Origin of the sequence: Pseudomonas sp. MRSN 12121 (assembly GCF_000931465.1) — a bacterium.
GTDB lineage: Bacteria > Pseudomonadota > Gammaproteobacteria > Pseudomonadales > Pseudomonadaceae > Aquipseudomonas.
Genome location: NZ_CP010892.1, coordinates 5,588,739 through 5,613,998 on the forward strand (window position 1 = coordinate 5,588,739; position 25,260 = coordinate 5,613,998).

The following is a 25,260-nucleotide window of genomic DNA, read 5'->3' on the forward strand; positions in this document are numbered from 1 at the left end:
GAGTAATTAAGTCAACTATAAGACCTACTACTTTAGTCAGGTTTACCCGCAAAAGAGCGCGCGAATGATAGCAAAGTCTGTTACGCAATGGCACACCCGCAATCAGACGAATGACCGGTGGGTCGCCAATGCCCTTTCGGGGCGTTATCGCGAGCAGTTCCCATGAGGCAAGCTGCTCGCGCCAAGCAGCCGGAAGGCTCAGCCGACCTGGCTATCGCCCTTGTCCTTGACCCCGGCAAAATCCTCATCGCGCAGCGCCGGCAGATCCTTGGCACTGTAGTTACTGCCCAGATCCTTCAAGGCGCCGCACATCCCTTCCAGGCGCCCGTCGACGGCCTGCAGGTGGTCGAGCAACTGGCCAATGGCTCGCGCCACCGGGTCAGGCATGTCCTCGCTGACGCCGTAGGCATCGAAACCGAGCTTCTCCGCCATGGCCTTGCGCTTGGCTTCCTGTTCGTCGTCGGACTTGACGATGATCCGCCCAGGAATCCCCACTACCGTGGCGCCCGCCGGCACCGCCTTGGTCACCACCGCATTGGAGCCGACCTTGGCCCCCGCACCCACAGTGAACGGCCCCAGCACCTTGGCGCCCGCGCCTACTACCACACCGTCTTCCAGGGTCGGATGGCGCTTGCCCTTGTTCCAACTGGTCCCCCCCAGGGTCACACCCTGGTAGAGAGTGACGTCGTCACCGATTTCCGCGGTCTCGCCAATAACGATGCCCATGCCATGGTCGATGAAGAAGCGGCGACCGACCTTGGCCCCCGGGTGAATCTCGATGCCGGTCAGCCAGCGCCCGAAGTTCGACACCAGGCGCGCCAGCCATTTCCAGCCCATGCCCCACAAGGCACCGGACAAGCGGTGAATCCAGATCGCATGCATGCCCGGATAGCAGGTCAGGACCTCGAAGGCGTTACGCGCCGCCGGGTCACGATGGAAAACACTCTGGATATCTTCACGCAAACGCTCAAACATCATCATTCTTCCGCTCAAGGAGCTCGCCACGGGCCGCTTTCTGGGTTTCCGTGAGGATGCCACGCAAAATATTCATTTCCGCCCGGCTCACCGAGCTGCGTCCATACAACCGACGCAGGCGCGCCATCAAGTGCCGCGGTTTTTCCGGATCGAGGAAATCGATGGCTACCAGCGTCTGCTCCAGATGCTCGTAGAACCGCTCCAGCTCATCCATGGTCGCCAGCTCATCGCTACGCGGCGCCCCTCCTTCATCCTTCTCGACCTTGCCCGGCTGGACACCGGTCGCCAGCCAGGACATACGCACTTCATAAGCCAGCACCTGCACCGCCGTCGCCAGGTTCAGCGAACTGAACGCCGGGTCCGAAGGGATATGCACGTGAAAGTGACATCGCTGCAACTCGTCATTGGTCAGGCCGGAATCTTCACGGCCGAACACCAAGGCGATTTGCGCCCCCTGCCCAGCCTCCTCCACCACCTTGACCCCGGACTCACGGGGATCGAGCAAAGGCCAGGGAATCCGTCGGTCCCGGGCGCTGGTACCGAATACCAGGGTGCAGCCCGCCAGGGCATCTTCCAGGGTGGCGACGACCCGAGCGTTTTCAAGAATGTCGGTGGCCCCGGACGCTCGCGCATCGGCCTCGGGAGATGGAAAGACCCGCGGTTCGACCAGCACCAGCCGCGACAGCCCCATGTTCTTCATGGCACGCGCAGCCCCGCCGATGTTTCCGGGATGACTGGTATTGACCAGGACGACACGAATGTTCTGCAGCAAGGGAAGCGCTCTCGTACAAGAAGAAAGGGGAGCAAATCTTACAGAACAGCCAACAGGCTCGCCTTAAAAGATTGACGCCCGCAAAAAACCGACCGCCCGGCACGGACCGCCGTTCGTCAAAATATGCCTGCATTTACCGACCCTGGCGACAGATCACGGCAAGCGGAGCGAATGTCGACCTTCATCTGCAAAAGTTTTCTGCTAGAATGCTCGGCTTTCTTTAACAACCTTAGGTGACCTATCCATGCAGCCAATGCTGAATATCGCGCTGCGCGCCGCCCGCAGCGCCAGTGAACTGATTTTCCGCTCCATCGAGCGCCTGGATACCATCAAGGTCGACGAAAAAGACGCCAAGGACTACGTGTCCGAAGTTGATCGCGCCGCCGAACAGAAGATCATCGACGCCCTGCGCAAGGCCTACCCGACCCACGCCATTCTCGGCGAAGAAACCGGCCTGCACGCCGGCAGCGGCGAAGGTGAAGACTACCTGTGGATCATCGACCCACTGGACGGCACCACCAACTTCCTGCGCGGCATCCCCCATTTCGCTGTCAGCATCGCCTGCAAATACCGTGGTCGCCTGGAACACGCCGTAGTCCTGGACCCGGTGCGCCAGGAAGAATTCACCGCCAGCCGCGGTCGCGGCGCACAACTGAACGGTCGTCGCCTGCGCGTCAGCGGTCGCACCAGCCTCGACGGCGCCCTACTGGGCACCGGCTTCCCGTTCCGTGACGACCAGATGGACAACCTCGACAACTACCTGGGCATGTTCCGCGCCCTGATTGGCCAGACCGCCGGCATTCGCCGCGCCGGCGCTGCCAGCCTGGACCTGGCCTATGTGGCCGCCGGTCGTTTCGATGCGTTCTGGGAGTCGGGCCTGTCCGAGTGGGACATGGCGGCGGGCGCCCTGCTGATCCAAGAAGCCGGCGGCCTGGTGAGCGACTTCACCGGCGGTCACGACTTCCTGGAGAAAGGCCACGTGGTAGCGGGCAACACCAAATGCTTCAAGGCGGTCCTCACCGCCATCCAGCCGCACCTGCCGGCCTCGCTGAAGCGCTAAGCGCCAGCGACAGAAAAAGCACCCCGCGGGGTGCTTTTTTTATGCCTGCGATTTACTACGCAGGTTGTAGGAGCGAGGCTTGCCCGCGATAGCTTCACCCCAAAGAGACTGACACACCGCGGCGCCTGGATCGCGGGCAAGCCTCGCTCCTACAGAAGCCTTGAACCACTGGCAATAAAAAAGCACCCCGCAGGGTGCTTTTTCATGATTGACGCCGAAAGGCTTAGTGCTCCACCTGGTTCTGCCCCAGGATCAGCTGGCCTTCCTTGTTGACCGGAATCTGGCTGCCTGGATCACGATCCATGCGCACCTGGCCTTGCTTGCCATTCAACTCGTACTTCACGTCATAACCCACCACTTTGTCGCTGATGTCATTGACCGTGTTGCAGCGAGTCTGAGTGGTGGTGTAGGTGTCACGCTCCTGCATGCCCTCCTGGACCTTGTTGCCGGCATAACCTCCGCCGACCGCACCCGCGACCGTGGCGATCTTCTTGCCGGTACCGCCGCCGATCTGGTTCCCCAGAAGACCGCCAGCCAGCGCACCGACCACCGTACCGGCGATCTGATGCTGATCCTGCACCGGCCGCTGGCGCGTCACAGTGACGTCCTTGCACACCTCGCGAGGGGTTTTGATCTGTTGTTTGACCGGCTCAACTGCCAGCACTTGCGCATACTCAGGGCCGCTTTTCACCAGGCTGTAGGTGGCAACAGCACCCCCGGCAGTCACACCGACAGCACCCAATACCGCACCAACCAGCAACGACTTGTTCACATGAACCTCCTGACCATCACAAGCGGGACATGCCCGCGCTTCTCCCAGCCTTGGAGCATAAAAAAAAGCGCGAGTTCAATGCTCGCGCCTTTTTGACTGACCGCCGGGAGGCGAAAACCGTCATGGACGGTCGTCGACTTCCTTCTCGGTATTGGCCGGAGGAATCAGGTCCTCGCTGCTCAGGTTCAGCCAGATCAGCACCACGTTGGCGATGTAGATCGACGAGTAGGTACCCGCCAGCACGCCGACGAACAGCGCGATGGAGAAGCCCCAAAGGTTATCGCCACCGAAGAACAGCAGCGCCGCGATCGCCAGCAGCGTGGAGATCGAAGTCGCCATGGTGCGCAGCAGGGTCTGAGTGGTCGAGATGTTGATGTTCTCGATCAGGCTGGCCTTGCGCAGCACGCGGAAGTTCTCACGCACCCGGTCGAAGACCACGATGGTGTCGTTGAGCGAATAACCGATGATCGCCAGTACCGCCGCCAGCACCGTAAGGTCGAAGGTGATCTGGAAGAACGACAGGATACCCACGGTCACCACCACGTCGTGGATCAGCGAAACGATGGCGCCGACCGCGAACTTCCACTGGAAGCGGAAAGCCAGGTAGATCAGGATCCCGCCCAGCGCCATCAGCATGCCGAGGCCGCCCTGGTCGCGCAGTTCCTCACCCACTTGCGGGCCGACGAACTCGACGCGCTTGACCTGCGCCGGGTTGTCGCCGCCAGTCTTCTGCAGCGCTTCCGCCACCTGGTGGCCCAGCTGCGGGTCTTCACCCGGCATCCGCACCAATAGATCGGTGGTCGCACCGAAGCTTTGCACGATCGCTTCGTGATAGCCGGATTCGCTCAGTTGCGCGCGAACCTTCATCACATCCGCCGGACGCTCGTAGGTCAGCTCGATGAGCGTACCGCCGGTGAAGTCCAGGCCGTAGTTCAGCCCCTTGTGGAACCAGCTGAACAGCGCCAGAACGGTCAGGAGCACAGTGAGGCCGAACGCAACGTTGCGCACGCCCATGAAGTTGATAGTACGTAACATGGCAGCCCCTTAAATCCACAACTTCTTGAAGTCACGACCGCCGAAGATCAGGTTGACCATCGCGCGGGTCAGCCAGATGGCCGTGAACATCGAGGTAAAGATCCCGAGGGACATGGTCACCGCAAAGCCTTTGACCGGGCCGGTGCCCATGGCAAAGAGAATCCCGCCGACCAGCAAGGTGGTCAGGTTGGAGTCGAGAATCGCGGTGAATGCCCGGCCGAAGCCTTCGTTGATTGCCCGCTGCACGGTCATGCCGGCGGCGATCTCTTCACGGATCCGCGAGAAGATCAGCACGTTGGCGTCTACCGCCATACCCATGGTCAACACGATACCGGCGATACCCGGCAGGGTCAGCGTAGCCCCCAGCAAGGACATCAAGGCCAGCAGCAACACCATGTTCAGCGCCAGCGCCACGGTGGCGATGACACCGAAGAAGCGGTAGATGGCGATGATAAACAGCGACACGAACAGCATGCCCCACAGCGACGCATCGATACCCTTGGTGATGTTGTCGGCACCCAGGCTCGGGCCGATGGTGCGCTCTTCGGCGAAGTACATTGGCGCGGCCAGGCCACCGGCGCGCAACAGCAGCGCCAGTTCGGAGGACTCGCCCTGGCCGTTCAGGCCGGTAATGCGGAACTGGCTGCCCAGCGGCGACTGGATGGTCGCCAGGCTGATGATCTTCTTCTCTTCCTTGAAGCTCTGCACCGCGACGTCTTTCTCGACACCGTCGACCACTTGCTTGGTGTAAGTGGTGGTCGGCTTCTGCTCGATGAAGATCACCGCCATACTGCGACCGACGTTGCTACGGGTCGAACGGCTCATCAGCTCACCGCCGTGGCCATCGAGCTTGATGTTCACCTGCGGACGGCCATGCTCGTCGAAGCCCGCCTGGGCGTCGGTCACCTGGTCACCGGTGATGATCAGGCCACGTTCGATCAGGGCTGGAGGACGGTTGCCCTCACGGAATTCGAAAGATTCGGAAGTGGCTTTCGAAGCCCCCGGCTCGGCGGCCAGACGGAACTCCAGGTTGGCCGTCTTGCCCAGGATACGCTTGGCTTCGGCAGTGTCCTGCACGCCCGGCAGCTCAACCACGATACGGTTGGCGCCCTGGCGCTGGACCAGAGGCTCGGCCACACCCAGCTCGTTGACGCGGTTACGGACCGTGGTCAAGTTCTGCTTGATGGAGTATTCACGGATTTCCGCCAGCTTGGCCGGGGTCATCGCCAGACGCAGCACCGCCTGACCATTGAGATCGGCCGGCACAATGTCGAAATCGTTGAAGTTCTTGCGGATCAGCGCACGAGCCTGTTCACGGGTCGCGTCGTCGCTGAAGCCCAGTTGAATGGCGCCGTTGAGCTGCGGCAGGCTGCGATAGCGCAGACGCTCTTTGCGCAGCAGGCTCTTCACATCGCCTTCGTAGACTTTCAGGCGTGCGTCGAGGGCTTTTTCCATGTCCACTTCCAGCAGGAAGTGCACACCACCGGACAAGTCCAGACCCAGCTTCATCGGGTGCGCGCCGAGGTTACGCAGCCATTGCGGGGTGGTTTGCGCCAGGTTCAATGCAACGACGTAGTCGTCACCCAGGGCCTTGCGCACGACGTCCTTGGCGGGAAGCTGGTCTTCCTGCTTGGTCAGACGCAGCAGGCCGCCCTTGCCCTTGGCCCCGACGGAGGAAGCCTTGACAGCGATCCCGGCCTCGCCAAGCGCCTTGCTCGCGCGGTCCAGGTCATCCTGAGTGACCTGCAGCGCAGTGCTCGCGCCACTGACCTGAATGGCCGGATCATCGGGGTACAGGTTGGGAGCGGAATAAATAAAACCGATCGCCAGCACCGCCAGGATCAGTACGTATTTCCACAGAGGGTATTTGTTCAGCATCACGCCGCCCGTTTATGAAGCGGGGCGCCTTGCGCGCCCCGTCGATTGGTAAAAGATGAAACTTAGATCGCCTTCAGCGTGCCTTTTGGCAGCGTGGCGGCGATAGCGCCTTTCTGGAACTTCATCTCGATAGCGTCGGAAACTTCCAGCACTACGAAATCATCGGTCACTTTGGTGATCTTGCCGGCGATACCGCCAGTGGTCACAACTTCGTCACCTTTCTGCAGGCTGCCCAGCAGGTTCTTCTGTTCTTTGGCGCGCTTGGCCTGCGGACGCCAGATCATCAGATAGAAGATGACCAGGAAACCCACCAGGAAAATCCACTCGAAGCCAGTGCCAGCAGGGCCTGCAGCAGGTGCAGCGGCGTCAGCCATTGCAGTCGGGATAAAAAAGCTCATGTAACACTCCGGATAATTACAAAAAGGGGGTCTTAACGTCTTTAGAACTTATTCTAAAGGCGGCACGGGCAACCCGCGTTTGGCATAGAAGGAATCGACAAAGGCGGCCAATGTACCCTGTTGAATAGCCTCGCGCAAACCAGCCATAAGACGTTGGTAATGACGCAAATTATGGATGGTATTGAGCATGCTCCCCAGCATTTCGCCGCACTTGTCCAGATGATGCAGATAAGCGCGGGAGAAGTTCTGGCAGGTATAGCAATCGCAGGTCGGATCCAGCGGCGAATCATCATGGCGATGGAACGCGTTACGGATCTTCAGCACGCCAGTATCGATGAACAGATGCCCGTTGCGGGCATTGCGGGTTGGCATCACGCAATCGAACATGTCCACACCGCGGCGCACACCCTCAACCAGATCTTCCGGCTTGCCAACACCCATAAGGTAACGAGGTTTGTCTGCTGGCATCTGGCCCGGCAGGTAGTCCAGCACCTTGATCATCTCGTGCTTGGGCTCGCCCACCGACAGCCCGCCAATGGCCAGGCCGTCGAAGCCGATCTTGTCCAGGCCTTCCAGGGAACGCATGCGCAGGTCCTGGTGCATGCCGCCCTGGACGATGCCGAACAGCGCCGCCGTGTTGTCGCCATGGGCGTTCTTCGAGCGCTGAGCCCAGCGCAGCGACAGCTCCATGGACACCCGCGCGACGTCTTCGTCGGCCGGGTACGGGGTGCATTCGTCGAAGATCATCACGATGTCCGAGCCCAGGTCGCGCTGGACCTGCATCGACTCTTCCGGCCCCATGAAGACTTTTGCGCCATCGACCGGCGAGGCGAAGGTCACGCCTTCCTCCTTGATCTTGCGCATGGCGCCCAGGCTGAACACCTGGAAGCCGCCGGAGTCGGTGAGGATCGGGCCTTTCCACTGCATGAAGTCATGCAGGTCGCCGTGCGCCTTGATCACCTCGGTGCCCGGGCGCAGCCACAGGTGGAAAGTGTTGCCCAGGATGATCTCGGCGCCGGTGGCAACGATGTCCCGCGGCAGCATGCCCTTGACCGTGCCATAGGTGCCCACCGGCATGAAGGCCGGGGTCTCGACGGTACCGCGGGGGAAGGTCAGGCGACCACGACGAGCCTTGCCATCGGTGGCGAGCAGCTCGAACGACATACGACAGGTGCGACTCATACTGTTTCCTCTGGGCCGCGGGGGGCGGGATTACGGGTGATGAACATCGCATCACCGTAGCTGAAAAAGCGGTATCCATTGTCGACGGCGGCCTTGTAGGCGGCCATGACTTCGGGATAGCCGGCGAAGGCCGAAACCAGCATCAACAGCGTGGACTCGGGCAAATGGAAGTTGGTGACCAGGGCGTCGACCACATGGAACGGCCGGCCCGGGTAGATAAAGATGTCGGTATCGCCGCTGAACGGCTTGAGCACGCCATCGCGCGCCGCGCTTTCCAGGGAACGCACGCTGGTGGTCCCCACCGCCACCACCCGGCCGCCGCGCGCCCGGCACGCGGCCACCGCATCCACCACCTCCTGGCTGACTTCCAGCCATTCGTTGTGCATATGGTGATCTTCGATGCGCTCCACACGCACCGGCTGGAAAGTGCCGGCCCCCACGTGCAAGGTCACGAACGCGGTCTCGACGCCCTTGGCGGCGATCGCCTCCAGCAGCGGCTGGTCGAAGTGCAGCCCCGCGGTCGGCGCGGCCACGGCGCCCAGGCGCTCGGAATACACGGTCTGATAACGCTCGCGGTCCGCGTCTTCGTCCGGGCGGTCTATATAAGGAGGCAACGGCATATGGCCGACGCGCTCCAGCAACGGCAGCACTTCCTCGGCGAACCCCAGCTCGAACAGCGCGTCATGACGGGCCAGCATCTCGGCTTCGCCGCCGCCTTCGATGAGGATCTTCGACCCCGGTTTCGGCGACTTGCTGGAGCGTACATGGGCCAGCACACGGTGGCTGTCGAGCACCCGCTCCACGAGGATTTCCAGCTTGCCGCCGGAGGCCTTCTGGCCAAACAGACGCGCCGGAATCACCCGGGTGTTGTTGAACACCATCAAGTCGCCCGGGCGCAAATGCTCAAGCAAATCAGTGAATTGACGGTGAGCCAGGGCGCCGGTCACCCCGTCCAGGGTCAACAGGCGACTGGCGCGACGCTCGGCCAGGGGGTGGCGGGCGATCAGCGAATCAGGGAGTTCGAAGGTAAAGTCGGCAACACGCATGATGGGGTTCGTCTAGCAGGGCCGGAAAGTTTAGCGGAAATAGCCAAAATTGACCATGAAACCTGATTGACCAACGGTAGGCGCCTCTCTATACTTCGCCGCCATTGAGCCCTGATGGCGGAATTGGTAGACGCGGCGGATTCAAAATCCGTTTTCGAAAGGAGTGGGAGTTCGAGTCTCCCTCGGGGCACCAAACATTAAAAAGACCTTGAAATCCAAGGTCTTTTTTTTCGCCTGCAGAAAAGTGCCGCCCCAGGAAAACCTGTAGGAGCGAAGCTTGCTCACGATGAACGATCACGCAACAAGCTGATACCCGGTGGCGCCTGTCTCGCGGGCAAGCCTCGCTCCTACAAGGGCAGGTAAAAGCTTCCTTGATACGCATCAAGAAGCCCGGTTTTGTGCGCCCTAGACTGTCTGAAAGACCTTGAATCGATCAGACAGGCCCGATATGAGCGAAGAGTCCACCGCACTCCCCCTTGCCCCACCCCACGCCGAAACAGCCCAGCCAGCGCTTGCTTCCAGCAGCAAAAGCGCTCCGCGCAAACCAACCGCCCCGCGCCCGCGCCGGCCTCGGGCAAGCGCCAAACCGGCCGCCGCCAAAACCACCGAGGCCGAAATCAGTGCCATCAGCCAGCAGCCGATGGCCCTGCAGGTGGCCAGCGCGCCCCATGGCAGCGACGAAGACAGCTCCACGGCCAAACTGCCCGCCAGTTACCCGTATCGCAGCCGCATGCGTCGCGCCGAATATGAAAAGGCCAAGCAGGAGCTGCAGATCGAGCTGCTCAAGGTGCAAAGCTGGGTCAAGGAAACCGGGCAACGGGTGGTGGTGCTGTTCGAGGGCCGCGACGCCGCGGGCAAGGGCGGCACCATCAAGCGCTTCATGGAGCACCTGAACCCGCGCGGTGCGCGGATCGTCGCCCTGGAAAAACCCAGCGAGCAGGAACAGGGCCAGTGGTATTTCCAGCGTTACATCCAGCACCTGCCGACCGCCGGGGAAATGGTCTTCTTCGACCGCTCCTGGTACAACCGCGCCGGTGTCGAGCGGGTCATGGACTTCTGCTCGCCCCTGCAATACCTGGAGTTCATGCGCCAGACTCCCGACCTGGAACGCATGCTGTGCAACAGCGGCATCCTGCTGTTCAAGTACTGGTTCTCGGTCAATCGCGACGAGCAACTGCGCCGCTTTATCTCCCGCCGCGACGATCCGCTCAAGCACTGGAAACTCTCACCCATCGACATCAAGTCGCTGGACAAGTGGGACGAATACACCGCCGCCAAGCAGGCGATGTTCTTCCACACCGACACCGCCGATGCGCCCTGGACGGTCATCAAGTCGGACGACAAGAAACGCGCGCGGATCAACTGCATCCGTCACTTCCTGCACTCGCTCGACTACCCGGGCAAGAACCTGCGCGTGGCCCACCAACCCGATCCCTTGCTGGTCGGCCGGGCTTCGCGGGTCATGGAGGAAGACGAGCGGCTGTACAACGAGGCGGCCGCGGAACCGGCGCGCAATCCCCTGGCGACCCCGGCTTAGGCGGCCGACCGCCAGCGCCCTTCCCGGACCGTCACCCACCCAGGGAAGGGCCGCAACGACCTAGATGCCCTGCACCGGCAACAGCACCCACGCCTCCAGCCCGCCACCGTCGCGGTTGTGCAGCCGCAGTTCGCCGCCGTGCTCCAGCACGATCGCCCGCGCGGCGGACAGCCCCAGGCCGACGCCGCCGGTATTACGGTTGCGCGAGCTTTCCATGCGGAAGAACGGCTCGAACACGTGCTCATGCCACTCGGTGGGAATCCCCGGCCCGCGATCCAGCACGCAGACCCTCACCTGCTCGGCATCGGCCAGCACCTCGATCGCCGGCTCGCTGCCGTACTTGATGGCGTTCTCCAGCAGATTGCTCATGACCCGCTTGAGCCCCAGCGGCCGACCGAAATACACCAGGCGCGGCGGGCCGCTGAACGCGATGTCGATGGACTGGTCGCGGTAGTCGTCGATCAGGGTTTGCAGCAGTTCCGCCAGGTCGAACGAGGTCGCTTGCTCCAGCCGCGCATCGTCGCGGAAAAAATCCAGGGCCGAGTTGATCATCGCCTGCATCTCGTCGACATCGTGGAACAACCGCCGCTGCTGTTCCGGGTCCTCGATGAATTCGCCACGCAGGCGCATGCGGGTCAGGGGGGTGCGCAGGTCGTGGGAAATCGCCGCGAGCATTTGCGTGCGGTCCTTGATGAAGTGCTGCAGTTGAGCCTGCATGGCGTTGAACGCGAGGATCGCCTGGCGAATTTCATGCGGCCCCACCGGCTCGATGGGCGGCGCGCGAAAGTCCACGCCAAAACGCCGCGCGCCCAGGGCGAACTGCTGCAGGGGGCGGGCCAGGCGGCGGGTGGCGATCAGCGCCACCAGCACGGTAGAAAACAGCACCAGGCCGATCACGATCAGGTTGCGCGGCCCTTCGTCCAATCCCCAACTGCGCGAGACGGCGGAGAACATCAACCAGGACTCATCGCGCAATTGAATCAGCAACGCATAATGCCCGCCCGGCCCCGGCCAGTCGCTGGGCTGATAGGCCTCGATAGCCCCGCCCCCCACCTTGAGCAACTGCTCCAGGCGCGTCGAGCCCTCGCGATACTCCGGCTCATCGACCTTCGGCACCTCGATGTCCCGCCGCGAGGCATGCCAGGTCACACTCAGGCCGTGATCGCTGACGGCCTCGGCCAGGTGCGCGCGCTGCTGCGGTTGCGCGGCGTCGATCATATTGCTGATCGACGCGATCTTTTCCACCAGGCCGGACTCGCTCAACGGCGGCTTGGCCCAGACCCCGGCCAACTGCACGAACAGCGCATTGAAGGCCAGGGCGGTGAGCATCGCCATCAGGGTGGTCAGAGCGATCCAGCGGGTGATGGTGTCCCGCGGGCGGGCGAGCCCGGGCGCCTTCATTGGCGGGTGACGCTGGGGGTGAACAGGTAGCCGCCATTGCGCACGGTACGAATCATCGCCGGGCGCTTGGTGTCGAACTCCAGCTTGCGCCGCAGGCGGCTGACCTGCACATCGATGCTGCGATCGAAGGCGTCATGGGCCTGCCCGCGCGCCAGGTCGAGCAGCTGTTCGCGGCTGAGGATGCGTTGCGGATGTTCGACGAACACCAGCAACAGGTCGAACTCCCCCGCCGACAACGGAATCATCACCTGGTCCGGCGAACGCAATTCGCGACGGGTCAGGTCTAGCTGCCAGTCGGCGAACCGGATCAGCGGCCGGGGCAACTCGCCGCTCACCGGCCGGCTCTCCCCGGCCCGGCGCAATACGGCGCGCACCCGCGCCAGCAACTCACGGGCATCGAACGGCTTGCTCAGGTAGTCGTCCGCGCCCATCTCCAGGCCTACCACCCGGTCGCTCAACTCGCCCATGGCGGTGAGCATGATCACCGGCACCGCGTGCTGCTGGCGCAGGCGCTGGCACAGGGTCAGGCCGTTTTCCCCCGGCAGCATCAGGTCGAGAATGATCAGGTCCGGCACCTGTCGCTCCAGCGCGGCCCACAACGAAGCGCCCTCGGTGGCGACGTCCACCGAGTAGCCGTGTTGCACAAAAAATTTCTTCAGCAGCGCGAGGACCTCAAGGTCGTCGTCCACGATCAACAGACTGCTCACCAATGCGTTTCACTCAAGCTCGGAAAGACCTTCATTCAAAACCATTCGGCCCGACCCGTCATATATTTCAACGCAGTAACAAACCGACAGCCCGGCAACAAAGCAGACATCTTTGCGCAAAACGCCCATGCCAGCATCGGCCTCCCTTTTCCCCCGGTCCGCCGCCCATGCGCTCCTACCTGTACTCTGTCCGCCTGCTCCGCCATACCACCCTGCTGCTGTCCCTATCCTACCTGGCGGGTTGCACCAGTCCGGGGCCTGTCACACCGCCCCCTTGCGCAGAGGCCGAGTACCCGGTCCATGATCCCGCCGAATCGTTCAACCGCGGCGTGTTCGCCTTCAACCGGGCCGTCGACGATTACGCCCTGGCGCCCGTGGCTCGCGGCTACCGGCACCTGCCGGACTTCATGCAACAGGGCGTGCACAACTTCGCGAGCAACTTCGGCGAACCCAAGGTATTCATCAACGACCTGCTGCAAGGCAACCCACAGCGCTCGGTCAATACCCTGGGGCGCTTCGCGGTCAACACCACCGTCGGCCTGCTCGGCCTGATCGACGTCTCGGACCCGCTCGGCATCCCGCGCCATACCGCCGACTTCGGCCAGACCTTCGGGGTATGGGGCATCGGCAATGGCCCGATCGTCGAACTGCCGCTGCTGGGCACCAGCAACAGCCGCGACGCCACAGGCCGGATCCTCGGCTTCTTCGTCGACCCCTTCGGCGACAACAGCGACACCGTGCAAACCCTGGGCACCATCGCCCTGGTCGGTGGCGTAGTGGACGGCCGCGCCGAGCTGCTGCCTCTCACCGACAGCCTGAAAACCATGCCCGACTATTACAGCGCCCTGCGCGACGTGAACGCCGAACACCGCGCCGCCTTCATCCAGGAAGGCAAGCAAGGCGCTACCGAGCCCGCCAAATCCCGTTGTGAAGGAGCGCCCCATGATGATTTCTGAAACCGACGCCCTGGTCCTGCTGCAACGCGTGGCCAAACACGGCGACGCCTCCCTGCAATGCCGCGAGGTCAGCCTGCGCCTCTCCCCCGACCAGCAACACCTGACCCTCAGCCGCTACAACGAACACTACAGCCCCGAAGGCCTGGAATGGATCGAGCGCCAGCACCGTATCAGCGTCAGCGAACTGATCCGCTGGGTGATCAGGCAGGGGGAGCCGCAGGTGTTGGTGCAGAGTAGGGAGCTACAAAGGGCTTCGGCTTGAGGCCGAGCAAAGTACCTGCCTTGAGCACCACCGCTGAAACAAGTGGGCCAGAGAGCCTCGTCTGAGGCTATGCGTCAGCCACTTCAATCAGAATCAATCAGATAGGACCTATAAAAAGGAAGATAACTCTGACCTGATTTGTTTTTAAAAAGCGCAGTGTCAAGGTTCGGAGGTCACTAATCCTGGTGGCACTCAAAGAGAAATACACATGGCACTCAAAGCAGGCGCAACCGCCGAAATCGGCGAAAAATGTCCACAAGGCGGAATCTGGTACCCGGTTGGCAATCCGAGCTCCATTCGCTCGTTCGGCATTGGTAACACCATGACTCCAACACCCAACGGGGAAAACCATTGGGTACTTAAGACCCCAACCGGCGATGATTAAAAATAGGTAGTTTCACCATGTCTTGCATGCAGCCCTCCCTCGGTTTCCGGCGGAGGGCTTTTTGCGCCTGAACACGCATGCCTGATGCTTAATAAAAGTTGAATCTGATGAGCGACGTCCAGGTTTTAATAACCGGCTCGGCTACTGCATCATGCGCGCCCTAAATGGACGATTCGCAACACTTCAAGGAATAGAAATGAGTGGTAAACCCGCAGCTCGCGTCAGCGACCCCACCGCCTGCCCACTTCCGGGTCACGGCACCAACCCTATCGTCACGGGTTCGCCCAATGTCATTTTCGACGGCCTGGCCGCCGCTCGTAAGAGTGACCAATCAGCTTGCGGCAGCCCGATAACGGGCGCTGTTTCCAGCACTGTATTCATCAACGGCTTGAACGCCGCCACGCTGGACAGCACCGGTGGACACGGCAATATCATCATCGGCGGTTCCGGCACCGTGATCATTGGCGATACCGTGGTCAATGCCCCCTTCAGCGGGCTCCTGCCCATGCCGGTCAACTTCACCGACCGCTTGAAGCTGGTGAACGATGTCACCGGCGAACCGATGCCCAATCATCCTTACGCCATTCAGCGGGCCGATGGGCGCCTTGAGCATGGCGTTTCGGACGCCGCCGGTTTCACCCACGAAATCAGCTCGCATATTGCAGAGAGCATCAAGTTATTTTTGGAAGAGTGACGCATGGACGCCAACACCATTACCTCGGCGGACGGTAAATCCCTCAAGTTGAAAGCCGAGCACAGGCTTACGGACAAACAAGACAAGAGCGATAAAGTCGTTCCTATCGAGAGCACCAAGGCCATTGTATTTTTTGTGGGGGGTGCTGGGGACAAGGAGAGTTATTACTTCGCGGCCCCTTATAAAAACATAACCTATGCTCAAGACCATCTGGACAACCGAGCAATTACTTTAAAACAAGAAGGAAAGTACAGATCCGAGTGGCTGGGATACAACGAAATAAGAGGTAAAAAAGACATTCAAAAAAATGTCCTAAATATCATCCCCTACAAGTCATGTCCTATCTACATTATTGGCCACAGTCTAGGTGGCTGGAACAGCGCACAGTTGACCAAGACCATGGCCGATTGGGGCTACACCATCACCATGTTGATAACTTTGGACCCCGTTGGGGAAGGCACGCTAGTCTGGCTTGGCTCGGATATTGGTGGCTCCATACCTACTCCTGTAGCTCAAAAGTGGATCAACATCAGGGCTACGCCATCCAAGCCGGATGACTCTGATAATGTCGCGGAGTTCGGGGAAAGATGGACGATAACCAGTGGACCTGACTTGAATATCAACATGGACATCAATCATGCCAATGCCGAGGGCATGTTCACTCGAACGATCGCTGGTCTACAGTCTGCCTGCAATATAGTTTTTGAATCCATCACTGAGAAGTTGGCGAACAAATGAAAAGAGCATTCCTGCTACTACTGATGATTGCCTGTGCTTCCTGTGCCAAAGATCATGGACAACCTCCCGCGGACCTGGACTTCGTTTCCGTTGAGCGCAAAGGCGATCTACCGCTCTACGTCATTCGCTACCACTCGAGCCTCAATATCCTGGACCTGTATGGGCGAGGTACTGGAGAAGGCATTGCTTCCGCTCGGCTGATTTGTGCCCTGGAAGATGACGATGACTTTTCCGTAGAGCATGAGATTGAGCGCTCTGCGTATGGCCGAATCCAGCAAGCCCCCGCGCGCACCAATGGCTCATCCTCAGACTTCATCACTGAGGCTTTTTTGAGTGAAACCCTGAATAAAGGGCAATCCCGTAGAAACCTTGATGCCGATGAGTTGAACAGGCTGTTGGCCAACAAGAAGGCTCTCCCCTGCAAAGCCGTCATCACCGCCTATGGTTACAAGGCCTATTACTCCAAGCCCATGGAGTTGCCCGTTGCCGATCTCCTTCGAGAAATCAATAAACCTGTAGCACCTTGATCGATCTCTGAGGCTTTATCGGTGGCGCGGAATGGGCAGCGGGCATGGTGGGCCACGAACAGCTTGCAGCGTGATGCCCTACACCCACGCTGACGAACGCTTCAATTACTCCCCACAGGTGACTAAATTAGACACATGATCACCGACCTCCCCCCCTTGAACGCCGTTCGCGCCTTTGCCGCCGCTGCTCGCCATGAGAGTTTCAGCCGCGCCGCGGATGAGTTGCACGTGAGCCACAGTGCGGTGAGCCGGCATATCAAGTTGCTGGAGGAGCACCTGGGGGTGCTGCTGTTCGAGCGGCGTATCCGGCAGTCGGTCCTCACGCCCGCCGGGCAGGCTTTTTATGAGCAGGTGAGCCTGGGCCTGACCCAGATCGCCCAGGCGGCCGCTTCGCTGCGCCAGGGGGCGGCGCTGCGCAAGGTGAGGATCAATGTGCGGCCGTCGTTTGCCGTGCGCTGGCTGATTCCGCGTTTGCCGCAATTCATGGCGCTGTACCCGCAGATCCAGCCGGAGGTGGTGACCAGCACCCAGCCTCCCGACCCGGTCCGTGAGACCTTCGACCTGGTGATCCGCCGCGGCCGCTCGGGCTGGTCGTCGGCGCTGCAGCCCCAGCGCTTGCTGGAGGACGAACTCCTGGTGGTGGCGGCGCCGTCGCTGTTGCAGGAGACGCCGCTAAGCAGTCCCAAGGACCTGCCGCAACACACTCTGCTGATCAGCCGCACCCGCGCCAGCGACTGGCCGAAATGGCTGGAGCACTGCCAGCTCAAGCCGCTGCGCCATTCGTCGGCCTTGCATTTCGACCATCTGCACTTCGTGCTCCAGGCCTGTGTCGACGGCCTGGGGTTGGCCCTGTGCCCGGCCTCGTTGCTGGCCAAGGACCTGGCCAGTGGGCGCCTGGTCTGCCCGCTGCCGGCACTGCGCCAACCCCTGCCCCGCTATTACTACGCGATCACCGATAACGCCGCCCCCGAAGCCCTGGTGTTTATCGAGTGGATGCAAGCGCAGATCCAGCAGGACGCGGTGGATAACCCGGCGCAGCTGCCGCTACGGACCAGCAGCCACTGAAGCGTCCCCTCCGGGAAGGCGGTTGAGGAAATTGTAGGAGCGAGGCTTGCCCGCGATGGCCTTGAGAACGCCGCAGTTACCCAATCAATACGCCGTATCGCAAGCAATCGAGTGTCGACCCACCACTCCAACAGCGGATCACCCTCGCTGACTGGGCGGCTAGGCCGTACAGGTCTGATTTAGGCACAGCAGCGGTGCAATTAAAGCGTTTGTCAGCGGGTTAGCGCCCGGTCACCCTGCACGGCACTGCCTCCCCCTCTCGATCGCCCCCTTTTGCGGAGTACCCCATGGCGAGTTACGGACTGTTCCTGCTGCTGGCCACCCTGACCATTCTCAGCCCCGGCCCCGGGGTGGTGCTGACCCTGTCCAACGCCCTGCGCCACGGCTGGAGCGGGGCCTTGCCGGGCATCCTCGGCATCGCCCTGGGGGCCTTTGTGGTGGCCGGGATTTCCGCCAGCAGCCTGGGACTGGTCCTCGCCGCCTCGGCCACGGCCTTTACCCTGCTCAAGTACCTTGGCGCCCTGTACCTGCTGTATCTGGGAGTGAAAATGTGGCGCACCCAGGGTTTTATCCCCGAACTGAGTGCCAGCGCGAGCCGCCCTTGGCGGCGCTTTGTCGAGGCGTTGTCGATCCAGTTGCTCAACCCCAAGGCCGGCTTTTTCTTTCTCGCGGTGTTCCCGCAATTCATCCAGCCCGAAGCCAGTTACTCCCGTCAGTTCCTGATGCTGGTGGCGTCCTACAGCCTGCTGGTGATCGCGGTGCACAGTGCCTATGCGTTGGCGGCCAACGGTGCCAGGGGCTGGCTGTCCAGCCGCCGGGGCGCGCGGATCGCCGGCAGGCTGTCGGGGGTGACCTTCCTCGGCTTCGGGGTGATGATGGCCAGCGCCAGTAAATAATCCGAAACAATTGGCCCGAACCGGCGCCCGCTGTCGACATTTCTTCGACAGCGGCTGCGCTACCATGGCGCCCCCGTCGACCCACGAGACACCATTGCGTATGCCCCTGACCACCTCCACGGACACCCTGCCCCCTGTGCTCGCCGGCCCGCTGCTGCGGCGCCTGGAGCCGACGCGGCTGGTGCTGTGGCTGGTGGGTTCGCGAGCCTTGCCGTTGACCCTGCGCCTGCAACCCGACAACGGCCCGGCCCAGGAACTATCCCTCGAGGCGCGGCATTGCCGGATCATCCCGGTGGGCCGCCAGGCTTTCATTCACCTCATTGACGTCCCCCTGGACAGCGCCCTGCCTCAGGATGTGGCGATTGCCTATGACCTGTTGATCGACGACGCCGCGGACGGTGCCCGCGCCATCGCCGACTGGGCGCCCCATCTGTTGTATGCCGACGCCGAGATGCCGGTGTTCGTGCTGCACAGCCGCATCGACAACCTGCTCCACGGTTCCTGCCGCAAGCCCCATCACTCGGCGGACGAGGGGCTGCTCTGTGTCGACCGCCTGCTGGCGCAGACGCCAGAGCCGCAGCAGCGCCCGGCGCTGATGCTGATGACCGGCGACCAGGTGTACGCCGACGACGTGGCCGGGCCGATGTTGCGGGCGATTCATGCCTTGATCGAGCGCCTGGGGCTATTCGACGAACACCTGGAAGGCGCAGTGGTGGACGACAGCGCCGCGCTTTACCGGCATCGCGCCAGCTATTACCAGCGCGCCGAATTGCTGCCTGCGCTCAAGAGCAACGAGACCCTGCGCGAACGCTTCTTCGGCGGGGTGAAGAAGCCGATTTTCACCAGCAGCAGCGCCGACAACCACCTGGTGACCTTCGCCGAGGTCATGGCCATGTACCTGCTGGTCTGGTCGCCGGTGCCCTGGCGCCTGATCGATCCTCGGCCACCGCAACTGGCGCCCAGGGAGCAACAGCGCTACCAGCGCGAACAGCTGCGGATCGAGGCTTTCGCCAAGGGTCTGGGCGGCGTGGCGCGGGTCTTCGCCCATCTGTCGTGCCTGATGATCTTCGACGACCACGACATCACCGACGACTGGAACCTCAGCGCCCAGTGGGAGGAAACCGCCTACGGCCACCCGTTCTCCAAACGCATCATCGGCAATGCGTTGCTGGCCTACATGCTGTGCCAGGGCTGGGGCAACAACCCGGACGCCTTCACCAAGCTGCTGCAACATACCCAGGCGCTGCACACCGAACCCCAGGGCGCTGCGCCCCGCCTGGACTACAACGCCCAGGACGGGCTGATCGACGAGTTGCTGCGCTTCCAGCACTGGCAATACACCCTGCCCACCACCCCGGCGCTGGTGGTGCTGGACACCCGCACCCGACGCTGGCGCAGCGAGTTCAACCTGGGCCAGCCCTCGGGCCTGCTGGACTGGGAAGCCCTGAGCGAACTGCAACACGAACTGCTGGATCACCCCTCGGCGATCATCGTGTCACCGGCGCCGGTGTTCGGCGTCAAGCTGATCGAAACGGTGCAGAAGGTCTTCAGCTGGTGCGGCTACCCGCTGCTGGTGGACGCGGAAAACTGGATGGCGCACCGCGGCGCGGCCCAGGTGATCCTGAATATCTTCCGCCACTCGCGCACCCCGGGTAACTACGTGATTCTCTCCGGCGACGTGCATTATTCCTTCGTCTACGAAGTGCTGATCCGCCATCGCAAGGGCGGCCCGAAGATCTGGCAGATCACCAGCAGCGGCATCAAGAACGAATTCCCGCCGACCCTGCTGGAATGGTTCGACCGCCTCAACCGCTGGCTCTATTCGCCACGCTCGCCCTTGAACTGGTTCACCCGCCGCCGACGGATGCGCGTGGTGCCCTACAGCCCCGAACACCGCGAAGCCGGCGAGCGCCTGTGGAACTCAGCGGGCATCGGCCAGGTATTCTTCAACGAACAAGGCCAGCCCCGGGAGATCTACCAGCACAACGCCAATGGCGCACCGAAGACGCGGATGCTGGCGCCGGATGAGGACTGATACAAGTCAGCGCTATCAATGGCACTGAGCTGCTGTACTGCCGGCCGTACTAGCGGTTGAACGCCTCACGTGCTTGTTCCGCTGGCTGATCCCGTTCAACCATGAAATCCGTGCTCACTGGCTCGCCATCGAACCAGCTGTCCCAGGCTTCGCCCGCCGGTGTAATGATCCGGGCGCGTCCTATCGCAACGATATCTACCCGGGTGACCTCCTCAGGAAAAGCCACCGTCTTGGGCATCCGGATAGCCTGGCCACGGTTTTTTTTGAATACTGATCCTTGCTCCATGACATCACCTCCGGGACAGGTTCAATGTATGTCCAGTCTATCGAGCAGCATGGATATGCCAAAGGCAAATCCCTGTGTATCTAACGACACCAAGCCCAAAAGCATGCCTACCCATGCACTCTTCAAAGCCCCTGATTGGCCTTCCTCCCAAACTCCAGCTTTGCAAACGAAAGGCGAAGGCACACTATCTCCTCGCATCGATCCCCACGGTTTATTGAACGGACGCACCTGGCGATTCAGACATGGAAGACTTCAGCCCCTCGGATCTGAAAACGATCCTGCACTCCAAGCGTGCGAACATTTATTACCTGCAGCACTGCCGGGTACTGGTCAACGGCGGGCGCGTCGAATACGTGACCGACGCCGGTAAACAATCGCTCTACTGGAATATCCCGATTGCCAATACCACCACGGTCCTGTTGGGTACAGGCACCTCGGTGACCCAGGCCGCCATGCGCGAACTGGCCCGAGCCGGGGTCCTGGTCGGTTTTTGCGGTGGCGGTGGCACGCCGTTGTTCAGTGCCAACGAGATCGATATCGAAGTCGCCTGGTTCTCACCGCAAAGCGAGTACCGCCCCACCGAGTATCTGCAGCGCTGGGTCAGTTTCTGGTTCGACGACAAGCTCCGCCTGGAAGCGGCCAAGGCCTTTCAACGACTGCGCCTGGAACACGTTCGACGCCACTGGGGAGCCAAGGGGCTGTTCGCCAAGGAAGGGGTTCGGATCGATCCCGTGGAATTGGAACAGGCCCTCCAGCAATCCCTGGACCGCCTGAACGCGGCCCCGGACCATAGCTTCCTGCTGACCGAAGAGGCACGCCTGACCAAGCGCCTGTTCAAACTGGCAGCCAATGCGATGCAGTATGGCGACTTCGTCAGGGCCAAGCGCGGCACGGGCAACGATCCGGCCAACCGCTTTCTCGACCATGGCAACTACCTGGCTTATGGCCTGGCGGCGACCGCCACCTGGGTATTGGGATTGCCTCATGGCCTGGCGGTCCTGCACGGCAAGACCCGACGTGGCGGGCTGGTTTTCGACGTGGCCGATCTGGTCAAGGACGGGCTCATCCTGCCGCAAGCCTTTATTTCGGCCATGCGCGGCGACGATGAGCAGGCCTTCCGCCAGGCCTGCATCGAAAACCTGACCCGCAGCGAAGCCCTGGACTTCATGATCGACAGCCTCAAAGAGCTTGCTCAACAACTGGGAACGCCAGCCCCTTGAACATTCTGCTGATCTGCCAATGCGACAAGCGGGCACTGACCGAAACCCGGCGGATTCTCGATCAATTCGCCGAACGCCGCGGCGACCGGACCTGGCAAACCGCGATCACCCAGGCCGGCCTCGACACCCTGCGGCGCTTGTTGAAAAAGACCGCGCGGCGCAACACGGCGGTGGCCTGCCACTGGATCAGAGGGCTCGACCACAGCGAACTGCTGTGGATAGTCGGTGACGCCAGCCGCTTCAACGAACAAGGCGCGGTCCCCACCAACATCACTCGGCGCAACGTGCTGCGGCAAAACGACGAGAACGACTGGCACACCGCACAAGACATCAAGCTGCTGGCCCAGCTGTCGGCCCTGCTGCACGACCTGGGCAAAGCCAGCCTCGCTTTCCAAGAACGCTTGCGCCAGCAAAGGACGGAGAAAAACCTGTTCCGCCACGAATGGGTTTCGCTGCGGTTGTTCCTCGCCTTCGTCGGCCAGGACGACGACCCGACCTGGCTGGCGCGCCTGGCCGCGCCAACGGAGGCCGACGACGCCAGCTGGACCGCCGCAGAGCGCTATTTTCGAGACGGCCTGGACGCCAGCGCACCACCGCCCTTTCGCCAGCTACCGCCTCTGGCCAGCGCCATTGCCTGGCTGGTCGTCAGCCATCATCGCCTGCCGGTACTTCCTGCCGAGGGCAACCTCGACCAGCAACAGCCCTGGTTCGGACAGAAGTCCAAGACCTTCAATCCCGCCCAACTGCCCCGTTTGCTCGAAGGCATCACCCACGAGTGGAACGAACTCAAAAGTGCCGCTCCCCATGACGCCATGGAGCCCTACTGGAATTTTGCGCATGCGCTGCCGGTGACCTTTCCCAAATGGCGCACGCAAGCGGCAAAAATCGCCGGACAACTGTCGGTCCTGCATGGCAAGGCCGGCAAGCGCGATTGGCTGGACAACCCTTATGTCATGCACCTGGCACGCCTGAGCCTGATGCTGGCCGACCATCACTATTCTGCCCTGCCACCGGATTCCGCCCAGCGGGTACGAGGTGACAACACCCATCTGCTGTATGCCAATACCCATACCGACGGCTCCTTGAAGCAACCGCTGGATGAGCATCTGCTGGGCGTCGCGCGCTTGAGCGCCAGCATCGTTCACGGCCTGCCTGGCTTCGAACGCCATCTCCCGCGCCTGGCTCGCCACCGGGGCCTGAAAAAGCGCAGCGCCTCGGAGCGTTTTCGCTGGCAGGACAAAGCCAGCGATGCCGCCACCAGCCTGCGGACGCAGGCCTTCGCCGAAGGTGCCTTCATCGTCAACATGGCCTCCACCGGGTGCGGCAAGACCCTGGCCAACGCCCGCATCATGTATGCCCTGGCCGATCCGCAGCTGGGCATGCGCTGCACCTTCGCCCTCGGCCTGCGCACCCTGACCCTGCAAACCGCGAACAGCTATCGCCAGGATTTGCACCTGGCCGAGGATGAGTTGGCCGTGCGCGTCGGTGGCTCCGCCAGCCGTGCCCTGTTCGACCACTTCCAGGCGCAGGCCGAGGCGACGGGCTCGGCCTCCACGCAAAGGCTGATCGAAGAAGACAGCCATGTCCTGTACGAAGGCCAGAGCGCCGATCATGGCTTGCTGTCGAAGGCCATGGACGACCCGGCCATTCGTTCGTTGCTCAGCGCGCCGATGCTGGCATGCACCATCGACCACCTGATGCCCGCCACCGAGGCACAACGCGCCGGCCGGCAGATCGCCCCCATGCTGCGCCTGATGAGCAGCGACCTGGTGCTCGACGAACTGGATGATTTCGACCTCGCCGATCTGCCCGCGCTGACCCGCCTGGTGCACTGGGCGGGCATGCTCGGCAGCCGCGTACTGCTGTCTTCGGCCACCCTGCCGCCCGCCCTGCTGGACGGCATGTTCCAGGCCTATCGGGCCGGGCGCCGACACTATCGGCGCAATCGCGGGACGCCCCGGGAACAACATGCGCCGCAGCCCGAGATCCCCTGCCTGTGGGTCGACGAGTTCGGCAGCCATGCGTTGCAATGCCAGGACCCGGAGCACTTTCTCGAACAGCACAGGCAATTCGTCGAGCGTCGGGTCCAGGCCCTGGAAAAAGTCGAGCCACGGCGGCGCGGCGAGCTGGTGCCGCTGAAGATCGAAGCCACCGACAAAGAGGCGATTCGCGCGAGCTATGCCCGGCAGGTGCATGAAACCTGGTTGCAGGCACACACTCGTCATGCCCAGACCTGCCCGCACAGTGGCAAGCGGATCAGTTTTGGCCTGGTCCGCATGGCCAATATCGACCCCTTGTTCGATGTCGCCCAGATGCTGTTCCAGCTAGGGGCGGATGCCGACCATCACATCCATCTGTGCGTCTATCACTCCCGCTTCCCGCTGTTGCAGCGCTCGGCCATCGAGCGCCAACTCGACAGCGCGCTCAACCGTCGCGACGAGCAGGCGGTCTATCGACTGCCCGAAATACGCCGCGCTATCGACAGTTTTCCCCAGCACAATCATCTGTTCGTCGTCCTCGGTTCGCCGGTGACAGAGGTCGGCCGGGATCACGACTACGACTGGGCCATAGTCGAGCCCTCGTCCATGCGCTCATTGATTCAATTGGCAGGCCGGGTTCAGCGCCACCGCAACCGGCCCTGCCAGTCGCCGAACATTTTCATTTTCGATACCAACCTGCGGCACTTTGAAAAAAACCAGGATCGGCACGGTCAAGCCGCTGCGTTTGTGCGGCCCGGCTTCGAGCAGGAAGACAGCCCGATCGACCATCCTTTCCGCCTGGCCAGTCATCGCCTGGGCAAGCTGTTGGCAGAAGACGAATATCGAACCCTGACCGCTCGCCCGCGCATCCAGCCGCGCCCCGCAGCCGACCGGCAGCCCAAGTTCAGCCTGGTCGACCTGGAACATGCGCGGCTCGCAGCCCGGATGTTGCCCAAGGACCGCAGCCAGGCCACCCAGGCGCCCCGCCGCGGCGTCAAGCAGCCGGAGCTGGCCCTGGACGCTGCCTGCGCCTGGCAATACCCCAACGCGGCCCTGACCTGGGCCCTGCCGCAGCAGCAACCCTTTCGCGAAAGCACGCTAAGGGAAACCGAACTGGTGTTTCTGCCGGATGAGGACCAGGAACAGTTGGTGTTGCACCGGATCCACGAGCAAGCCCAACGCGGCAAGCCGGCGATCTACGTCCCCGTGGAAGGTAGCCTGCTGGAGCGGGTCGACCTCGACGCACGGATGGGCCCGGGCATTTCACCCTGGGGGCAGCATGAACTGATGGCATTGCTGGGCGAGCTGGGCGAAGCGCAAGGCCTGGCGCTGGAGAAATGCGCCGAACGTTTCACCGTGCTGAGCGTGCCGCAAAGCACCTATGGCTGGCGGTATCACCCGGTGCTGGGGTTTACGAAGAAAAAGTAAGCCGGGCAAGACCCTGCCCGGCTATT

The 25,260-nt window shown here is 62.0% G+C and carries 24 protein-coding genes and 1 tRNA gene; 14 read left to right on the forward strand and 11 right to left on the reverse strand.

Annotation, left to right across the window (positions count from 1 at the left end):
- Positions 1-198: 198 nt before the first annotated feature.
- Both cysE and trmJ read right to left on the reverse strand, forming a co-directional pair.
- Complete coding sequence (gene cysE / locus TO66_RS25345; protein WP_044466156.1) at positions 199-975, reverse strand: serine O-acetyltransferase; 777 nt, start codon at positions 973-975, stop codon at positions 199-201.
- Positions 968-1,747 carry a tRNA (cytosine(32)/uridine(32)-2'-O)-methyltransferase TrmJ gene (trmJ, locus tag TO66_RS25350; RefSeq protein ID WP_044464851.1) on the reverse strand — a complete coding sequence of 260 codons (780 nt, stop codon included), beginning with the start codon at positions 1,745-1,747 and terminating at the stop codon, positions 968-970. The genes cysE and trmJ overlap by 8 nt, the downstream gene beginning before the upstream one ends.
- Positions 1,748-1,991: 244 nt before the next feature.
- On the opposite strand from trmJ, the gene suhB reads away from it, so the two are divergent.
- On the forward strand, positions 1,992-2,807 hold the full coding sequence (suhB, locus tag TO66_RS25355; RefSeq protein ID WP_044464852.1) for an inositol-phosphate phosphatase: 816 nt from the start codon (positions 1,992-1,994) through the stop codon (positions 2,805-2,807).
- A 223-nt stretch (positions 2,808-3,030) separates the two neighbouring features.
- On the opposite strand, the gene TO66_RS25360 is transcribed toward suhB, so the two are convergent.
- The 6 genes from TO66_RS25360 to queA form a co-directional block, all read right to left on the reverse strand.
- On the reverse strand, positions 3,031-3,579 hold the full coding sequence (locus TO66_RS25360; protein WP_044464853.1) for a glycine zipper 2TM domain-containing protein: 549 nt from the start codon (positions 3,577-3,579) through the stop codon (positions 3,031-3,033).
- Positions 3,580-3,699: 120 nt separating this feature from the next.
- Complete coding sequence (secF, locus tag TO66_RS25365) at positions 3,700-4,614, reverse strand: protein translocase subunit SecF (protein ID WP_044464854.1); 915 nt, start codon at positions 4,612-4,614, stop codon at positions 3,700-3,702.
- Positions 4,615-4,623: 9 nt separating this feature from the next.
- Positions 4,624-6,492, reverse strand: coding sequence for a protein translocase subunit SecD (gene secD, locus TO66_RS25370; protein WP_044464855.1), 1,869 nt, complete (start codon positions 6,490-6,492; stop codon positions 4,624-4,626).
- A 62-nt stretch (positions 6,493-6,554) separates the two neighbouring features.
- A complete protein-coding gene (gene yajC, locus TO66_RS25375; RefSeq protein WP_044464856.1) occupies positions 6,555-6,890 on the reverse strand; it encodes a preprotein translocase subunit YajC in 336 nt (111 codons plus the stop codon).
- A 48-nt stretch (positions 6,891-6,938) separates the two neighbouring features.
- Positions 6,939-8,054 (reverse strand): tRNA guanosine(34) transglycosylase Tgt, encoded by a 1,116-nt coding sequence (gene tgt / locus TO66_RS25380; protein ID WP_171820100.1) that lies wholly within the window; start codon positions 8,052-8,054, stop codon positions 6,939-6,941.
- A 14-nt stretch (positions 8,055-8,068) separates the two neighbouring features.
- Positions 8,069-9,118 carry a tRNA preQ1(34) S-adenosylmethionine ribosyltransferase-isomerase QueA gene (queA, locus tag TO66_RS25385; protein WP_044464858.1) on the reverse strand — a complete coding sequence of 350 codons (1,050 nt, stop codon included), beginning with the start codon at positions 9,116-9,118 and terminating at the stop codon, positions 8,069-8,071.
- Between the two features lie 108 nt (positions 9,119-9,226).
- On the opposite strand from queA, the gene TO66_RS25390 reads away from it, so the two are divergent.
- Both TO66_RS25390 and ppk2 read left to right on the forward strand, forming a co-directional pair.
- A tRNA-Leu gene (locus TO66_RS25390) sits at positions 9,227-9,311 on the forward strand.
- A 447-nt stretch (positions 9,312-9,758) separates the two neighbouring features.
- A complete protein-coding gene (gene ppk2, locus TO66_RS25395) occupies positions 9,759-10,655 on the forward strand; it encodes a polyphosphate kinase 2 (protein WP_171820031.1) in 897 nt (298 codons plus the stop codon).
- A 60-nt stretch (positions 10,656-10,715) separates the two neighbouring features.
- On the opposite strand, the gene TO66_RS25400 is transcribed toward ppk2, so the two are convergent.
- Positions 10,716-12,056, reverse strand: a complete 1,341-nt coding sequence (locus TO66_RS25400) for a cell wall metabolism sensor histidine kinase WalK (RefSeq protein ID WP_044464860.1) — start codon at positions 12,054-12,056, stop codon at positions 10,716-10,718.
- Positions 12,053-12,763 (reverse strand): response regulator, encoded by a 711-nt coding sequence (locus TO66_RS25405; RefSeq protein ID WP_044466157.1) that lies wholly within the window; start codon positions 12,761-12,763, stop codon positions 12,053-12,055. The genes TO66_RS25400 and TO66_RS25405 overlap by 4 nt, the downstream gene beginning before the upstream one ends.
- Positions 12,764-12,930: 167 nt before the next feature.
- On the opposite strand from TO66_RS25405, the gene TO66_RS25410 reads away from it, so the two are divergent.
- The 9 genes from TO66_RS25410 to TO66_RS25445 all read left to right on the forward strand — a co-directional run bounded on the left by TO66_RS25410 (position 12,931) and on the right by TO66_RS25445 (position 20,321).
- Complete coding sequence (locus tag TO66_RS25410) at positions 12,931-13,719, forward strand: VacJ family lipoprotein (RefSeq protein ID WP_044464861.1); 789 nt, start codon at positions 12,931-12,933, stop codon at positions 13,717-13,719.
- A complete protein-coding gene (locus TO66_RS25415; protein WP_044464862.1) occupies positions 13,706-13,981 on the forward strand; it encodes a hypothetical protein in 276 nt (91 codons plus the stop codon). Before TO66_RS25410 ends, TO66_RS25415 begins: the two co-directional genes overlap by 14 nt.
- 208 nt (positions 13,982-14,189) lie before the next feature.
- Positions 14,190-14,366, forward strand: a complete 177-nt coding sequence (locus tag TO66_RS33730) for a hypothetical protein (protein ID WP_177330420.1) — start codon at positions 14,190-14,192, stop codon at positions 14,364-14,366.
- 196 nt (positions 14,367-14,562) lie between these two features.
- Complete coding sequence (locus tag TO66_RS25420; RefSeq protein WP_044464863.1) at positions 14,563-15,060, forward strand: PAAR domain-containing protein; 498 nt, start codon at positions 14,563-14,565, stop codon at positions 15,058-15,060.
- Between the two features lie 3 nt (positions 15,061-15,063).
- Positions 15,064-15,798, forward strand: a complete 735-nt coding sequence (locus TO66_RS25425) for a hypothetical protein (protein ID WP_044464864.1) — start codon at positions 15,064-15,066, stop codon at positions 15,796-15,798.
- Positions 15,795-16,325: a hypothetical protein gene (locus tag TO66_RS25430; protein WP_044464865.1), complete on the forward strand. Its 531-nt coding sequence runs from the start codon at positions 15,795-15,797 to the stop codon at positions 16,323-16,325. The genes TO66_RS25425 and TO66_RS25430 overlap by 4 nt, the downstream gene beginning before the upstream one ends.
- A 135-nt stretch (positions 16,326-16,460) precedes the next feature.
- Positions 16,461-17,390, forward strand: coding sequence for a transcriptional regulator GcvA (gene gcvA, locus TO66_RS25435; protein ID WP_044464866.1), 930 nt, complete (start codon positions 16,461-16,463; stop codon positions 17,388-17,390).
- A 287-nt stretch (positions 17,391-17,677) separates the two neighbouring features.
- Positions 17,678-18,286 (forward strand): LysE family translocator, encoded by a 609-nt coding sequence (locus TO66_RS25440; protein WP_044464867.1) that lies wholly within the window; start codon positions 17,678-17,680, stop codon positions 18,284-18,286.
- A 100-nt stretch (positions 18,287-18,386) separates the two neighbouring features.
- Positions 18,387-20,321: an alkaline phosphatase D family protein gene (locus tag TO66_RS25445; protein ID WP_044464868.1), complete on the forward strand. Its 1,935-nt coding sequence runs from the start codon at positions 18,387-18,389 to the stop codon at positions 20,319-20,321.
- Between the two features lie 49 nt (positions 20,322-20,370).
- Here the strand turns inward: TO66_RS25445 and vapB are convergent, their stop codons facing one another.
- Positions 20,371-20,607, reverse strand: coding sequence for a type II toxin-antitoxin system VapB family antitoxin (gene vapB / locus TO66_RS25450; RefSeq protein WP_044464869.1), 237 nt, complete (start codon positions 20,605-20,607; stop codon positions 20,371-20,373).
- Positions 20,608-20,849: 242 nt separating this feature from the next.
- Between vapB and cas1f the strand changes: the two genes are divergently transcribed.
- Both cas1f and cas3f read left to right on the forward strand, forming a co-directional pair.
- Positions 20,850-21,827 (forward strand): type I-F CRISPR-associated endonuclease Cas1f, encoded by a 978-nt coding sequence (gene cas1f, locus TO66_RS25455; protein ID WP_044464870.1) that lies wholly within the window; start codon positions 20,850-20,852, stop codon positions 21,825-21,827.
- The gene (cas3f, locus tag TO66_RS25460) at positions 21,824-25,234 is read left to right on the forward strand and encodes a type I-F CRISPR-associated helicase Cas3f (protein WP_044464871.1); all 3,411 of its coding nucleotides are present in this window, start codon (positions 21,824-21,826) and stop codon (positions 25,232-25,234) included. Before cas1f ends, cas3f begins: the two co-directional genes overlap by 4 nt.
- Positions 25,235-25,260: the final 26 nt, after the last annotated feature.

Bases quoted from the DNA above. Each gene is read 5' to 3' on its own strand.
- secD (WP_044464855.1), bottom strand. From the start codon at position 6,492: ATGCTGAACAAATACCCTCTGTGGAAATACGTACTGATCCTGGCGGTG.
- cas1f (WP_044464870.1), top strand. From the start codon at position 20,850: ATGGAAGACTTCAGCCCCTCGGATCTGAAAACGATCCTGCACTCCAAG.
- TO66_RS25420 (WP_044464863.1), top strand. From the start codon at position 14,563: ATGAGTGGTAAACCCGCAGCTCGCGTCAGCGACCCCACCGCCTGCCCA.
- TO66_RS25440 (WP_044464867.1), top strand. From the start codon at position 17,678: ATGGCGAGTTACGGACTGTTCCTGCTGCTGGCCACCCTGACCATTCTC.
- ppk2 (WP_171820031.1), top strand. From the start codon at position 9,759: ATGGCCCTGCAGGTGGCCAGCGCGCCCCATGGCAGCGACGAAGACAGC.
- suhB (WP_044464852.1), top strand. From the start codon at position 1,992: ATGCAGCCAATGCTGAATATCGCGCTGCGCGCCGCCCGCAGCGCCAGT.
- TO66_RS25410 (WP_044464861.1), top strand. From the start codon at position 12,931: ATGCGCTCCTACCTGTACTCTGTCCGCCTGCTCCGCCATACCACCCTG.
- TO66_RS25430 (WP_044464865.1), top strand. From the start codon at position 15,795: ATGAAAAGAGCATTCCTGCTACTACTGATGATTGCCTGTGCTTCCTGT.
- secF (WP_044464854.1), bottom strand. From the start codon at position 4,614: ATGTTACGTACTATCAACTTCATGGGCGTGCGCAACGTTGCGTTCGGC.
- TO66_RS25425 (WP_044464864.1), top strand. From the start codon at position 15,064: ATGGACGCCAACACCATTACCTCGGCGGACGGTAAATCCCTCAAGTTG.
- TO66_RS33730 (WP_177330420.1), top strand. From the start codon at position 14,190: ATGGCACTCAAAGCAGGCGCAACCGCCGAAATCGGCGAAAAATGTCCA.
- tgt (WP_171820100.1), bottom strand. From the start codon at position 8,054: ATGTCGTTCGAGCTGCTCGCCACCGATGGCAAGGCTCGTCGTGGTCGC.
- TO66_RS25415 (WP_044464862.1), top strand. From the start codon at position 13,706: ATGATGATTTCTGAAACCGACGCCCTGGTCCTGCTGCAACGCGTGGCC.
- queA (WP_044464858.1), bottom strand. From the start codon at position 9,118: ATGCGTGTTGCCGACTTTACCTTCGAACTCCCTGATTCGCTGATCGCC.
- cysE (WP_044466156.1), bottom strand. From the start codon at position 975: ATGTTTGAGCGTTTGCGTGAAGATATCCAGAGTGTTTTCCATCGTGAC.
- gcvA (WP_044464866.1), top strand. From the start codon at position 16,461: ATGATCACCGACCTCCCCCCCTTGAACGCCGTTCGCGCCTTTGCCGCC.
- yajC (WP_044464856.1), bottom strand. From the start codon at position 6,890: ATGAGCTTTTTTATCCCGACTGCAATGGCTGACGCCGCTGCACCTGCT.
- TO66_RS25400 (WP_044464860.1), bottom strand. From the start codon at position 12,056: ATGAAGGCGCCCGGGCTCGCCCGCCCGCGGGACACCATCACCCGCTGG.
- TO66_RS25445 (WP_044464868.1), top strand. From the start codon at position 18,387: ATGCCCCTGACCACCTCCACGGACACCCTGCCCCCTGTGCTCGCCGGC.
- vapB (WP_044464869.1), bottom strand. From the start codon at position 20,607: ATGGAGCAAGGATCAGTATTCAAAAAAAACCGTGGCCAGGCTATCCGG.